The sequence below is a fragment of the Sphingomonas sp. MJ1 (PH-R8) genome (assembly GCF_048058635.1).
GTDB lineage: Bacteria > Pseudomonadota > Alphaproteobacteria > Sphingomonadales > Sphingomonadaceae > Sphingomonas.
In genome coordinates this window covers 71,304-84,456 of record NZ_JBBEFX010000008.1, presented here as the reverse complement: position 1 = coordinate 84,456, position 13,153 = coordinate 71,304, and the positions used below count along the sequence as shown (strand labels likewise).

Annotated in this window: 10 protein-coding genes and 1 tRNA gene; 5 read left to right on the top strand and 6 right to left on the bottom strand. The window is 67.0% G+C overall.

What is annotated here, in order from left to right; genetic code table 11:
- Positions 1 to 93: 93 nt before the first annotated feature.
- The 3 genes from VPH46_RS08910 to VPH46_RS08900 all read right to left on the bottom strand — a co-directional run bounded on the left by VPH46_RS08910 (position 94) and on the right by VPH46_RS08900 (position 3,296).
- Positions 94 to 756 carry a DUF1013 domain-containing protein gene (locus VPH46_RS08910; protein ID WP_204991407.1) on the bottom strand — a complete coding sequence of 221 codons (663 nt, stop codon included), beginning with the start codon at positions 754 to 756 and terminating at the stop codon, positions 94 to 96.
- A gap of 210 nt (positions 757 to 966) precedes the next feature.
- Positions 967 to 2,676: a flotillin family protein gene (locus tag VPH46_RS08905; protein ID WP_416610659.1), complete on the bottom strand. Its 1,710-nt coding sequence runs from the start codon at positions 2,674 to 2,676 to the stop codon at positions 967 to 969.
- Between the two features lie 2 nt (positions 2,677 to 2,678).
- Complete coding sequence (locus VPH46_RS08900) at positions 2,679 to 3,296, bottom strand: YqiJ family protein (RefSeq protein WP_416610578.1); 618 nt, start codon at positions 3,294 to 3,296, stop codon at positions 2,679 to 2,681.
- A gap of 190 nt (positions 3,297 to 3,486) precedes the next feature.
- On the opposite strand from VPH46_RS08900, the gene VPH46_RS08895 reads away from it, so the two are divergent.
- Complete coding sequence (locus VPH46_RS08895; protein WP_416610576.1) at positions 3,487 to 4,683, top strand: threonine ammonia-lyase; 1,197 nt, start codon at positions 3,487 to 3,489, stop codon at positions 4,681 to 4,683.
- A 33-nt stretch (positions 4,684 to 4,716) separates the two neighbouring features.
- Here VPH46_RS08895 and VPH46_RS08890 read toward each other — a convergent pair whose 3' ends face one another.
- Positions 4,717 to 5,736, bottom strand: coding sequence for an NAD(P)H-quinone oxidoreductase (locus VPH46_RS08890; protein ID WP_416610574.1), 1,020 nt, complete (start codon positions 5,734 to 5,736; stop codon positions 4,717 to 4,719).
- A gap of 73 nt (positions 5,737 to 5,809) precedes the next feature.
- Here VPH46_RS08890 and VPH46_RS08885 point away from each other — a divergent pair, with 73 nt between their 5' ends.
- The 3 genes from VPH46_RS08885 (at position 5,810) to VPH46_RS08875 (ending at position 10,244) form a co-directional block, all read left to right on the top strand.
- Positions 5,810 to 6,007 carry a DUF1192 domain-containing protein gene (locus tag VPH46_RS08885; protein WP_125960698.1) on the top strand — a complete coding sequence of 66 codons (198 nt, stop codon included), beginning with the start codon at positions 5,810 to 5,812 and terminating at the stop codon, positions 6,005 to 6,007.
- A gap of 133 nt (positions 6,008 to 6,140) precedes the next feature.
- Positions 6,141 to 8,453, top strand: a complete 2,313-nt coding sequence (gene clpA, locus VPH46_RS08880) for an ATP-dependent Clp protease ATP-binding subunit ClpA (protein ID WP_132883461.1) — start codon at positions 6,141 to 6,143, stop codon at positions 8,451 to 8,453.
- A gap of 96 nt (positions 8,454 to 8,549) precedes the next feature.
- Entirely contained in the window at positions 8,550 to 10,244 is a 1,695-nt protein-coding gene (locus VPH46_RS08875; protein ID WP_416610571.1) for a diguanylate cyclase domain-containing protein, read from the top strand.
- 36 nt (positions 10,245 to 10,280) lie between these two features.
- Here the strand turns inward: VPH46_RS08875 and lepA are convergent, their stop codons facing one another.
- Positions 10,281 to 12,089, bottom strand: coding sequence for a translation elongation factor 4 (gene lepA / locus VPH46_RS08870; RefSeq protein WP_416610569.1), 1,809 nt, complete (start codon positions 12,087 to 12,089; stop codon positions 10,281 to 10,283).
- A 161-nt stretch (positions 12,090 to 12,250) separates the two neighbouring features.
- Between lepA and VPH46_RS08865 the strand changes: the two genes are divergently transcribed.
- Positions 12,251 to 12,327: transfer RNA gene (locus tag VPH46_RS08865), tRNA-Pro, on the top strand.
- A 102-nt stretch (positions 12,328 to 12,429) separates the two neighbouring features.
- On the opposite strand, the gene VPH46_RS08860 is transcribed toward VPH46_RS08865, so the two are convergent.
- Complete coding sequence (locus VPH46_RS08860; protein ID WP_416610567.1) at positions 12,430 to 13,026, bottom strand: hypothetical protein; 597 nt, start codon at positions 13,024 to 13,026, stop codon at positions 12,430 to 12,432.
- Between the last annotated feature and the right edge of the window lie 127 nt (positions 13,027 to 13,153).

Below are 13,153 nucleotides of genomic sequence, written 5' to 3'. Positions count from 1 at the left end.
AGCTAATCGGCTTTCTGCCTCAGCAGAAGCGGCAGGACCTCGGGCCCGCCGAGCCCGTCCCCCGCAAGCGCGGAGGGACGGGAACGCTGGCGATCAGCGCTTGAACGGATCGATGAAGGCCGGGGCGGGCTCGGCAGTCTCGCCGTTCGCCAGTGCCTCGGCATCGCGCACCGCCTGCTGCCGCTCGTTGCGCAGCTGCTCCAACAGTGCCTCGCGGTCGCCCTCCAGGCGCGTGTCGGTCGGTGCTTCCATGCCCGCGGCCTTGGCGGCCTTGGTCACCAGTGCATCGAGCTCCCGCTGCGAGCACAGGCCGAGCGTGACGGGATCCTTCGGCACGATGTTGCCGATGTTCCAGTGCGTACGGTCGCGGATCGCGGCGATGGTGGTGCGCGTGGTGCCGATCAGCTTGCCGATCGCGCCGTCCGAGATCTCCGGGTGATTGCGGATGATCCAGGCGATGCCGTCCGGCTTGTCCTGGCGCTTCGACACCGGGGTGTAGCGCGGCCCCTTGGTGCGGCGGACCTGCTCGGGCCCCTTTTGGATCTTGAGGCGATAGTTCGGATCGGCCTGACCCTTTTCGATCTCGTCCTGCGTCAGTTCGTGGGCGCGGACCGGATCGCGGCCGGTGAGCTTGGTTGCGGCAGTGTCGTCGGCGATCGCCTGCACTTCCAGGATGTGCAGGCCGCAGAAGTCGGCGATCTGCTCGAACGACAGCGACGTGTTATCGACCAGCCAGGAAGCGGTCGCATGCGGCATCAACGGCTGGGCCACGGCAGTTCTCCAGAAACAATAAGGGCCACCCCTCGCGGGGTGGCCGTATCCGGAACAGACTTAGTGCGCGAAGTGGACAGAGGCAAGCATAGCTGCCGGCAAAGCGTTATTCCGGCAATGCTTTGCGAAAAGGGGCGCGGGTCCGATCAGACCGCCCTGCGCAGGAGCAACACCGCTTCCCCTCGCTTGACGCCGCTACTCCGCCGCAGCCGGCAGGTCCGCGGCGGCTGGCGTCACCGGACCGCTGGCCGTAAGCGCCGCGCCCCTTACCAGCCCATCCAGCGAGCCGCCGTCGAAACCGAGCTCCTTCATCAGCCCGTCGATCATCGGTGCTTGCGCGCGATAGCGAAGCGCCGCCTGCACCGCGGAGTTGGCGAGGTTGCGATCGACGCCGCCGTCCGCGGGGACACCTGCCCCCGTCGTCCCACCGGCGCCGGTCAACCCGTCGACCTGGACGATCTTGATGCTGTCGATCGCCTCCAGCGGCTTGGATGCCTCACGGATGACCTCCGGCAGCACCTTCAGAAGCGCGAGCTTGGTCTGGAGCGACACCTGGTCCGACGACAGCAGGTTCGCCGCCTCGTTAACCGCACGCTGACCGGCGGCCTCCACCTCGAAGCGGACGCGGTCGGCCTCCGCGCGCAGCTTGGCGGCCTCGGCCTCGCCCTCTGCGGCAAGACGGGCGGCCTCGGCGCGGTCGGCAGCGGCCTGCTTCTCGGCCTCTGCCTCGACGCGGATGCGGATCGCGGCGCGTTCCGCCTCCCGCGCGGCGTCGATCAGTTCGATCCGCTTGGTGCGCTCGGCGATCTCGGTCTCGCGGCTGGTCGACACCTGTTCCTCGGCCGCCACCGCATCGGCGCGCGCCTTGTCGGCCTCCGCACGAGCCTGGCTCTCGTCGCGGCTCTTGTTCTGGACGGCGATCTGCTGCTCCTGACGGGCGAGTTCGAGCGCCTGTTCCTGGGCGATGCGCGCTTCCTTGATCGCGCGATCGGCCTCGATCTGCTGCGCGTCGATCTGGCGCTTGGCCTCGATCCGCGCTGCATCGGACTCCCGCTGGCGCGCGGCCTGCTCGCGCGCGATCTCGGCGGCCTGTTCGGCGCGACGAACCTCCAGCTCACGCTCCTGCTCCAGCCGCGCGAACTCCGTGTCGCGGCCGAGCAAAAACGATTGGCGTGCCGCCTCCAGATTCTTGGTCTCGATCTGGACGCGGGTGTCCTGCTCGATGTCGTTGCGCGCCTTCTTGCGCAGCTCGATCTGCTCGGTGAGCTTGGTCAGGCCCTCGGCATCGAAGGCATTGTTGGCGTTGAAATGCTCGATCGACGTCTGGTCGAGCCCGGTCAGCGACACGCTCTCCAGCTCCAGGCCGTTCATCGCGAGGTCGGCGGAGGAAACCTGCTGCACCTTCTGCACGAACTCGCTGCGCTGCTCGTGCAGCTGCGCCATGGTCATACCGGCCGCCACCGAGCGCAGCGCGTCGACGAACTTGCCCTCGACCAGTTCCTTGAGCGCATCGGGATGCATGGTCCGCATGCCCAGCGTCTGCGCGGCGATCGCGATCGATTGGGCATCCGGCTTCACCCGGACGTAGAACTCGGCCTTCACGTCGATGCGCAGCCGATCAAGTGTGATGAGCGCATCGCTGTTCTTGCGTTCCACCGCCAGGCGCACGGTGTTCATGTTCACCGGCATGGTCTCGTGGAACACCGGCAGCACCAGCGCGCCGCCGTTGATCACCACCTTTTCCCCGCCTGCGCCGGTGCGGACGAAGCCGATTTCCTTCGACGCACGCTTGTAGAGCTTGGCGAACAACAGGCCGATCACGAGCAGCAGCAGGAGCGCGGCACCTGCCACGATGCCGACCGTGGTCAGCATTCCGGACTGGGGCACCACCACGTCGGTATTCATCGTCACGCTCCTAGCTGGGGCAACTTGTGGTCGCCGCGGGAAATGGCGCGGAACACGTCGTTCTCGCGCCGGACGAGGAGGACCTGCTCGCCCTCTTCGAAGGTCTGTCCGGGGTTATCGGGTTCGACCATCACGTAGTGCGGCTGCCCGTGACGGTCCTCGACCCGCGCCCGCGCAGGCGCACCGGGAACTGCGCGACCGATCACGACCCGGGCGAAGCGACCGACCAGTTCCTCGAGCAGGATCGCGGTGGTGTGGTCTTGCGGCAGCAGGCGCGCCAGGCCGCGCGCGGCCAGGCCGGTGAGCGGCAGTGCGAGGATGGTGGCGGCCGGGACAGCGATCCAGCCGCTCACCAGAGCGCCCGCCCATTCGAGCGCTGCCTGTTCGCCAAGCAATCCGATCGAACCGAAGATCCCGAGGAACAGCACCAGCAGCATCAGCAGCGGCACCCGGCCGACGCCGAGCCACGACAACAGATCACCACCCATGTCGGCGTCCAGATCCGCATCGGCATCCAGCTCGACGCCGAAGCCGATCAACTGCACCAGTCCGATCAGCAGCATCAGAACAAGCGCCGCAGTAAAGGCGATGTTCTGCGGCAGGCCCAGAAACTCGAGCAACTCCCCCTCCCCGATTCGAAGTCGAGCTTAGGGGTGCTTCTACTCGCACTCTAGCGGAATCGGATCGACGCGGGGGAAGTCGCTACGCGGTGTACCCCGCGGCTTTTCCTTGTCCGGTTGCGGCTTTGGTGGTTGTAGGCAGGCGCGGCGTATCGCGCCGCCGACGAGGCACCAACGAAGAGGGCCGTACGTGATCACTTCCCAAGACGTCCACGCAGCCGCTACCCGGATCGCCGGCAAGGTGATCCGCACCCCCGTGGTGCACAGCGATGCGATTAGCCGGATTACCGGCGCGGACGTCTGGCTGAAGCTCGATACGCTGCAGGTTACCGGCGCGTTCAAGGAGCGCGGCGCCGCCAACCGCCTCGCGCTGCTCTCCGCGGAAGAGCGCGCGGCGGGGGTGGTCGCGATGTCGGCGGGCAACCATGCCCAGGCGGTCGCGCGCCACGCAGCGCTGCTCGGCATCCGCGCGGTGATCGTGATGCCGGCCTTCACCCCCTCCACCAAGGTCACCCGCACCGCCCGCTGGGGCGCAGAGGTCGTGCTGCACGGCACGACCCTGGCCGAGGCCGCCGCCCACGCCCACGATCTCGCCCAAGACCAGGGGCTGGTGTTCGTCCACCCCTATGACGACGACGCGGTGATCGCGGGTCAGGGGACGCTTGCGCTCGAACTGATCGAGGATGTGCCCGAACTCGACACGCTGGCGATCCCGGTGGGAGGCGGCGGGCTGGTCGCAGGCGCCGCGCTCGCAGCGGAGGGCGCCGGTCGCCCGATCGTCACCTATGGCGTCGAGGTCGAGAGCTATGCGGCGATGGCGCAGGAACTGGCGGGCACGCCCGTCAGCGTCGGCGGTGCGACAGTGGCGGAAGGCATTGCTGTCCGCGACGTCGGCCGCAAGCCGCTGGAGATCGTGCGCCAGCTAGTGAAGCAGGTGCTGACCGTGCCCGAACGCGCGATCGAGAGCGCGATCGCGCTCTTGGCCGAGGAAGCCAAGATCGTTGCCGAGGGCGCCGGCGCAACTGGCGTCGCCGCGCTGCTGACCTATCCGGAGCTGTTCCGTGGCCGCAAGGTGGGCGTGCCGGTGTGCGGGGCGAACATCGACAACCGCGCGCTCGCCAACGTGCTCCAGCGGGTGATGGTGCGCGACGGGCGGCTGATGCGGCTGATCCTCGACATCCCCGACCGCCCGGGCGTGCTCGGCGAGATCTCCACGCGGATCGGTGCAGCCGGGGCCAACATCATCGAGGTGTCGCACCACCGGCTCTTCACCTCCCCCAGCGTCCAGGCGGCGCGACTGGAGGTGATGTTCGAGGCACGCGACGCGACCCACAGCGATGCCGTCGTGGCCGCGCTGCAGGAGCATTACGCGGTCACGCGGCTGTAGAGGCATTCCGCCGGCGACCGGGTCGCCGGCGGTTCAGTCGCCGATCGTCAGCACGATCTTGCCGACGTGGTCGCCCGCCTCCATGCGGCGGTGCGCCTCTGCGGCTTGCGAGAGCGGAAAGCTGCGGTCCATCAGCGGGCGCAGCTTGCCTTCGGCCACGAACGGCCAGACCAGCCGCGCGATCTCCTCTGCAACCAGCGTCTTGAACTCCGAATCGCGTGGGCGCAGCGTCGAACCGGTCAGCGTCAGGCGACGACGCATCACCTGCCAGATCGGGATGGTCGCCTCCGCGCCACGCTGCACCGCGATCGAGACATGGCGCCCATCCTCGGCCAGGCACTTCAGGTTGCGCGGCACATAGTCGCCGCCGACCATGTCGAGCACCGCCGCGACGCCTGCGCCGCCGGTGATCGCCTTGACCCGCTCGACGAAGTCCTCGGTCTTGTAGTTGATCGCGTGGGTCGCGCCATGCGCCAGCGCCGCCTCGGCCTTGTCGTCGGAGCCGACCGTCACGATGATCTCGACCCCGAACAGCGCGCACAGGCTGATCGCCATGGTGCCGATGCCGCTGGTGCCGCCATGGACCAGCACCGCGTCCCCGGCCTGGACATAGGCGCGCTCGAACAGGTTGGTCCACACGGTGAACAGCGTCTCCGGCAGCGCCGCCGCCTCTGCCATCGAAAGCCCCTCGGGAACCGGCAGGCACTGCCCAGCGGGCGCCAGCGCATATTCGGCATAGCCGCCGCCCGCCAGCAGCGCGCAGACGGTGGAACCGACCAAGCTTTGGTCCGCGCCCTCCCCGACTGCGGCGACCGTGCCGGCAACCTCGAGCCCGGGGATGGACGGCGCGCCAGGCGGCGGCGGGTAATTGCCCGCCCGCTGGAGCAGGTCGGGCCGGTTCACGCCTGCCGCCGCGACCCGGATCAGCACCTCGCCGGGCCCCGGCTGCGGCACCGGACGTTCGATCGGCACCAGCACCTCGGGCCCGCCCGCCACCTCCGGGTCGATCGCGATCATGGTACCCGGAATGCTCTCGGGAAGGTTCATCGGCATCTGGCTCCCTTTGCTTCCCCGCGCGTTGCCCAGCGTTATTGACATCGCGCAAAGGAGGGTCAACGCTGTGCCGATGGACGCCGAGGAATTTCTGCCGCGTCGCAAGGACGATCCGCTGGCGCAGCTGGCCCGCGAGGACCTGGATCCTTTGTCCGTCGCGGAGCTTCACGCACGCATCGCGGCGCTGGAGGCGGAGATCGCCCGGTGCCGAAGCCAGGTTGAGCGGGCGACGACCCATCGGGCCAGCGCCGACGCGCTCTTTCGAAGGTGACCATCGGGGCGCTGGTCACGGGAACGTTCCTGGAACGCCGGGGCCGGCAGCCGCTTGATGTAGGCCCCTTGCGTTCCGACATAGATGCAAACGGCCGATGCACGCTCGTCGGCCCGGTTGGAGTATCCGTCTGATGCCATCCTTTGCCTCCGCCCTCGAAACCACGCTGCACAAGGCGCTCGAGGCTGCGTCCACCCGCCGGCACGAATATGCCACGCTCGAGCACCTGCTGTTCGCGCTGGTGGAGGACGAACATGCGTCCAAGGTCATGAACGCCTGCGGCGTCGACCTGGGCGAACTCAAGGCGACCGTCGCCCAGTATCTCGACACCGAACTTGACGCGCTGAAGGTCGATTCGGCCACCGATCCCTCGCCCACTTCGGGCTTCCAGCGCGTCGTCCAGCGCGCGATTCTTCACGTCCAGTCCTCCGGCCGCGACGAAGTGACCGGCGCTAACGTGCTCGTTGCGCTGTTTTCCGAACGCGAAAGCTACGCCGTCTACTTCCTCCAGCAGCAGGACATGAGCAGGCTCGATGCGGTCAGCTATATCAGCCACGGCGTCGGCAAGGGCGGCTCGCCGTCCGAGGCACGCGAAGTGAAGGGCGCGGACGAGGAGAAGCCCAAGGCCGATCCCAAGGGCAAGGGCGAGAGCGCGCTGAAGCAGTTCTGCGTCGACCTCAACGAGAAGGCCAAGAACGGCAAGGTCGATCCCCTGATCGGCCGTTCGGCCGAGGTCGATCGCACGGTGCAGATCCTGTGCCGCCGCTCCAAGAACAACCCGCTCTATGTGGGCGATCCGGGCGTGGGCAAGACCGCGATCGCGGAAGGGCTGGCGCGCAAGATCGTCGAGGGTGACGTGCCGGAAGTGCTGCTGCCCGCCGTCATCTACTCGCTCGACATGGGGGCGCTGCTCGCCGGCACCCGCTATCGCGGCGATTTCGAGGAGCGGCTGAAGCAGGTCGTCAACGAGCTCGAGAAGCTGCCGCACGCGATCCTGTTCATCGACGAGATCCACACGGTGATCGGCGCCGGTGCCACCTCGGGCGGCGCGATGGATGCGTCCAACCTGCTGAAGCCGGCGCTGTCGGGCGGCGCGATCCGTTGCATCGGCTCGACCACCTACAAGGAGTTCCGCAACCACTTCGAAAAGGATCGCGCGCTGCTGCGCCGGTTCCAGAAGATCGACGTCAACGAGCCGTCGGTCGAGGACACGATCAAGATCCTGACCGGCCTGCGCACCGCGTTCGAGGGGCACCATTCGGTCAAGTACACCCCCGACGCGATCAAGTCGGCGGTGGAACTGTCGGCGCGCTACATCAACGACCGGAAGCTGCCCGACAAGGCGATCGACGTGATCGACGAGGTGGGCGCAATGCAGATGCTGGTGGCGCCGAACAAGCGCAAGAAGACCATCACCACCCGCGAAGTCGAGGCGGTGATCGCCACCATGGCGCGCATTCCGCCGAAGTCGGTCTCGACCGACGACACACGCGTGCTCGCCAACCTGGATACCGACCTCAAGCGGGTCGTGTTCGGGCAGGATCCGGCGATCGAGGTGCTGTCCTCGGCGATCAAGCTGAGCCGCGCGGGCCTGCGCGATCCCGACAAGCCGATCGGCAACTATCTGTTCTCCGGCCCCACCGGCGTCGGCAAGACTGAGGTTGCACGCCAGCTTGCCGAAATCCTGGGCATTCCGCTCCAGCGCTTCGACATGTCCGAATATATGGAGCGCCACTCGGTCAGCCGGCTGATCGGCGCCCCTCCGGGCTACGTCGGCTATGACCAGGGCGGCCTCTTGACGGACGCGGTCGACCAGAACCCGCATTCGGTGCTCCTGCTCGACGAGATCGAGAAGGCGCATCCGGACCTGTTCAACATCCTGTTGCAGGTGATGGACAACGGCAAGCTGACCGACCACCACGGCAAGACCGTCGATTTCAGGAACACCATCCTGATCATGACGACCAACGCCGGTGCGTCGGACATGGCCAAGGAGTCGATCGGCTTCGGCCAGATCAGCCGCGAGGACGTGCAGGAGGAGGCGGTGAAGAAGCTCTTCACCCCCGAGTTCCGCAACCGCCTGGATGCGATCGTGCCGTTCGGGTACCTGCCGACCGAAGTGGTCGAACGCGTGGTGGAGAAGTTCATTCTCCAGCTCGAGCTCCAGCTCGCCGACCGCAACGTCCACATCCACCTGGATGAGGCAGCCAAGGCGTGGCTGACCGAGCGCGGCTATGACAAGCTGTACGGCGCGCGGCCGATGGGTCGCCTGATCCAGGAGAAGATCAAGCAGCCGCTCGCCGAGGAGCTGCTGTTCGGCAAGCTCGTCCACGGGGGCGAGGTGTCGGTGAAGCTGAAGGACGGCGCGCTCGCCTTCGAGATCACCCCGGCAGCTCCGCGCAAGCCCAAGAAAGGCGGCCGGGCCAAGGCACCCGCCAAGGCGTAACCAATGTCCGGCCCCGGTCCTCGCGACCGGGGCCGGACATTTTCCCTTCTCCGTGCTTAACGGATTTTTCGCACCGCACGCGATAGGTCCGATCGCGTGAGCTGGAGCCTGAATCGACTGGCGCGGATCGTCTGCGCACTGGTGCTGGCGGGTCTCGCCCTCACCCAGCAGGCCGCCGCCGCCCCCCCGCAGGGCGCCGCGTCCCTCCGGGCCTGCGTACGGCCGGATGCGGACAGGCTGACGCCGCAGAGCCTCTTCGCACAGCCTCAAAGCTTCGACTGCGCCACTCCGCAGCGATCCTGGGGACGAGGCGACTATTGGGTCCTGTCCAGCCCGGTGACGCTCCGCCCCCCGGCCGACGAGCCGCTTCGAGTCCGGTCCGGAAGCGTCTGGATCCGCGGCATGTCCGTCTACGTGCTCTATGCCGACGGACACATCGCCTCGGTGACCGTCGACCAGCGCGGGCTCACGCAGCACCTCCAGCTCGGTGCGCTAATCGAGTTCGCGCTGCCCTCGCGGAGCGCGCCCGTGACACGGCTGCTCTGGCACGTTGAAGGAGCGGCGAACGTCCGGGGCATCGTGCTCGGGCCGCGGCTCCTCACCCGCGCCGAGGCCGAACGCCAGACATTGAAACTGGCAGCGATCTACGCAGCCTTCGCAGGTCTCTGCATCGCGCTCATCGTCTACAATCTCGCGCTGTGGAAGGCGCTGCGCCACCGCTTCCAGCTCGCCTACTGCGCGATGCTGCTTTGCCTGTTGTTCTATGCAGCATCTTCCTCGGCCGCGCTCGCCTGGCTGCTGCCCGACATCCAGAACAACCAGCGGATCACGATCAACTATGTGATGCTCGCCTGGGCCGGCGCGGCCGCGCTCGCCTTCAGCCGGAGCTTCTTCGAGGCGCGCATCTTCGACGGCTGGGTGGGGCGGCTCACCGAGCTTTCGGCGGCGGGCATGGCGATCCTGGGAATCCTGTTCCTGCTGATCGCACCGGTGAACATCCACGCTCTCGACGCGCTGTTCTCCCTGTCTTTCCTGGCGCTGATCGGCGTCATCGCCCCCATCCTGTGGCGGGCCTGGCGGCGGCGGAGCAATTATCTGTGGCTGTTCGCACTGACCTGGTCGTCGCCGGTCGTCATGGTGATCGTGCGGGTCTCCAGCAACTTCGGGCTGCTTTCGTGGAGCTTCTGGATCGACAACAGCACCGTGCTCGCGATGAGCGCCGAGGCGCTGCTCACCAGCCTGGCAATCGCCTATCGAATCCGCCTGCTGAGCATGGAGCGGGATGCGGCAATCCGCCAGGAGATCAGCACGCGACGCCTTGCCGATACCGATCCGCTCACCGGCCTGCTGAACCGCCGCGCCTTCCTGGCCCAGGCGATCGGCCGCACGGCGGAACAGCAGCTGCTGGTCGCCGACATCGATCATTTCAAGCGGATCAACGACGCCATCGGCCACGACGGCGGCGACGAAGTGCTGCGGGTGGTGTCGCGCACCCTCCGTCGCGCAGCGCCGGCAGGGACGTTGATCGCACGGATCGGAGGCGAGGAATTCGCGATCCTCGCCGATTCGCGCGCGGCACTGAACCCGGAGGCGCTGCTCGCGTCGCTCCGCGCGGCGGCGATGCCCTATGGGTTGAAGGTCACGGCGAGCATCGGCAGCTGCATCGGGCCATTGGCGACGGAAGCCGACTGGCAGCAGCTCTATCACCAGACCGACGCCGCACTGTTCGCTGCCAAGCACGCCGGCCGGGATCGGGTGCACTGGGCCGAGCCGTCGCGCAACGCCGCATAAGAAAAGGGGCGACGCTCCGGCGCCGCCCCATCGATGCTATTGCTCGTCCCCCATCCGCAAGGCGGCGATGAAGGCTTCCTGCGGGATGCTGACCGAGCCGTACTCGCGCATCTTCGCCTTGCCCTTCTTCTGCTTCTCCAGGAGCTTGCGCTTGCGGGTGGCGTCGCCGCCATAGCATTTGGCGGTCACGTCCTTGCGCATCGCGCTGATCGTCTCGCGCGCGATCACCTTGCCGCCGATCGCCGCCTGGATCGGGATCTTGAACATGTGCCTGGGGATCAGCTCCTTCAGCCGCTCGACCATGCCGCGGCCGCGCACCTCGGCCGTGCCGCGGTGGACGATCATGCTCAGCGCATCGACAGGCTCTTCGTTGACCAGGATGCTCATCTTGACGAGGTCGCCCTCGCGATAGCCGATCTGCTCATAGTCGAAGCTCGCATAGCCCTTCGACAGCGACTTCAGCCGATCGTAGAAGTCGAACACCACTTCGTTGAGCGGCAGTTCGTAGGTCGCCTGCGCACGGCCGCTGACATAGGTCAGGTTCTTCTGGATGCCGCGCCGATCCTGGCACAGCTTCAGGATCGAGCCGAGATATTCGTCGGGGACATAGATCGTCGCCTCGATCCACGGCTCGCTGATGCTCGCGATCTTGTTGGGATCGGGCATGTCGGCCGGGTTGTGCAGGTCGATCTTGGTCACGCCCGCGGGATCGGGATGGGTCAGCTCGATCTCGTACACGACCGACGGCGCGGTGGTGATGAGGTCGAGGTCGTACTCCCGGGTCAGCCGCTCCTGGATGATCTCCAGGTGGAGCAGCCCCAGGAAGCCGCAGCGGAAGCCAAAGCCCAGCGCCGCCGAGGTCTCCATCTCGAAACTGAAGCTCGCGTCGTTGAGCCGAAGCTTGCTGATCGACTCGCGCAGCTTCTCGAAGTCGTTGGCGTCGACCGGGAACAGCCCGCAGAACACCACCGGCTGCACTTCCTTGAACCCCGGCACGGCTTCGGCGGCAGGGCGCTTGGCGTCCGTGATGGTGTCGCCGACCGCGGTCTGCGCGACTTCCTTGATCTGCGCGGTGATGAAGCCGATCTCGCCCGGACCCAGATCGGTCAGCTGCTCGATCTTCGGCCGGAAGCAGCCGACGCGGTCCACCAGGTGGGTGGTGCCCGCGTTCATGAACTTGATCTGCTGGCCCTTCTTCAGCGTGCCGTCGATCACGCGAACCAGGATGACGACGCCCAGATACGGGTCGTACCAGCTGTCGACGAGCATCGCCTTCAGCGGCGCGTCCGCATCGCCCTTGGGCGCGGGGATACGCTCGACTACCGTGTCGAGGATTTCCTCGATGCCGATCCCGGCCTTTGCGGAGGCGAGCACCGCATGGGAGGTGTCGAGGCCAATCAGGTCCTCGATCTCCACCTTCACGCGCTCGGGCTCGGCGGCCGGCAGGTCGATCTTGTTGATGACCGGGATGATCTCGTGATCGTGCTCGATCGACTGGTAGACGTTGGCGAGCGTCTGCGCCTCCACGCCCTGCGCCGCATCCACCACCAGCAGCGCGCCTTCGCACGCGGCCAGGCTGCGCGAGACTTCATAGGCGAAGTCGACGTGGCCGGGCGTGTCCATCAGGTTGAGGACATGGCCCTTCCATTCCAGGCGCACGGTCTGCGCCTTGATGGTGATGCCGCGTTCCTTCTCGATCTCCATGTTGTCGAGCACCTGCGCCGACATCTCGCGGTCGGAGAGCCCCCCGGTGCGCTGGATCAGCCGGTCCGCAAGCGTCGATTTGCCGTGATCGATGTGCGCGATGATCGAGAAATTGCGGATCTTGCTGAGTTCTGTCGCCATGATCCCGCGCGGTTAGCACCGGGCCGGGCGGATGCGAAGGGGGCGCGCGCGCTGCCGGCGATCCAGACCGCAGAAAAGCGCAAAAGAGACGCTTGTCACCCGCGAAATCGCTGATATAAGCCGCCGCCTGCCACCTGGTCAGCGACTGGGATGGCATCGGTCGGGGAATAGCTCAGCCTGGTAGAGCACTGTGTTCGGGACGCAGGGGCCGGAGGTTCGAATCCTCTTTCCCCGACCAATTTCTTCCAAGACATCGATGAGACCACCCCCTTCGGGGAGCGTTCGCGAGGCAGGCGCGGCGCCGACCTTCGCTTCGTTCGGTCTGCTTTTCAGCGTCCCGCTAGCGCGAACCCTGCGTAGCCGAGGCCCTGCTCCGCACGAACGCCTCTGCCTCGGCATGGCTGATCTGCTCGACCGGTCCGAAGGTCTCCGTCGAACAATCCGTGGTGGCCTCGGTATCTTCGTCTGCCTGCACCTCCGCAAGCGAGGGGATGTGGCCATCCAGTCGGTACCGGATCGACCAGCTCGCGATCGAAATCGCCAGGGGCGCATCGAACGCGTAGACCGCAAGGAAGCCCGGCCGCTTGCCCGGTGGCGCGACAAGGAAATAGTTCGTCCCCTCGGACACCATCGGCGAGCAGTATAGCGCCTGCACCTCGAAGCCCTTGCTCCGGAGCGCCTGCACCGGATTGAACCCGAAGGGCTGACCGGGCGGGCCGTCCCATTCGAAGGTGAGTTCCGATACCACGTCGGCGTTGGGCGCAAGAACGGTGCCGCCCGCCAGCTTGCCGACAGTCCGAGGCGTTTCTGCAGCCGAGGGCGGTGCGTCGATCCATCGCACCGGCGAGTCCTTTGCCCGCAGCGCAGCGATCGTCGGCGTGCCGGCGGCATTCGCCTCCGGGGCGAGCGCGAGCAGGGTCTCTGCCAGCGCGTCCATCGGCGCGGAAGTCCTTGATCCCTGCCGACCCGATGCTGGGGCTTGCACCGCGCCCGCAGCCGTCAGAGCGGCAAGGCAGACACCCGCAGCGACCACGTGACGCATTCTGGTCCCCTTCCCAACGGTG

Coding starts and splice junctions, on each gene's coding strand:
- VPH46_RS08910 (WP_204991407.1), bottom strand. CDS start 756: ATGCCGCATGCGACCGCTTCCTGGCTGGTCGATAACACGTCGCTGTCG.
- VPH46_RS08905 (WP_416610659.1), bottom strand. CDS start 2,676: ATGAATACCGACGTGGTGGTGCCCCAGTCCGGAATGCTGACCACGGTC.
- VPH46_RS08890 (WP_416610574.1), bottom strand. CDS start 5,736: ATGCCGATGAACCTTCCCGAGAGCATTCCGGGTACCATGATCGCGATC.
- VPH46_RS08885 (WP_125960698.1), top strand. CDS start 5,810: ATGGACGCCGAGGAATTTCTGCCGCGTCGCAAGGACGATCCGCTGGCG.
- clpA (WP_132883461.1), top strand. CDS start 6,141: ATGCCATCCTTTGCCTCCGCCCTCGAAACCACGCTGCACAAGGCGCTC.
- lepA (WP_416610569.1), bottom strand. CDS start 12,089: ATGGCGACAGAACTCAGCAAGATCCGCAATTTCTCGATCATCGCGCAC.
- VPH46_RS08860 (WP_416610567.1), bottom strand. CDS start 13,026: ATGGACGCGCTGGCAGAGACCCTGCTCGCGCTCGCCCCGGAGGCGAAT.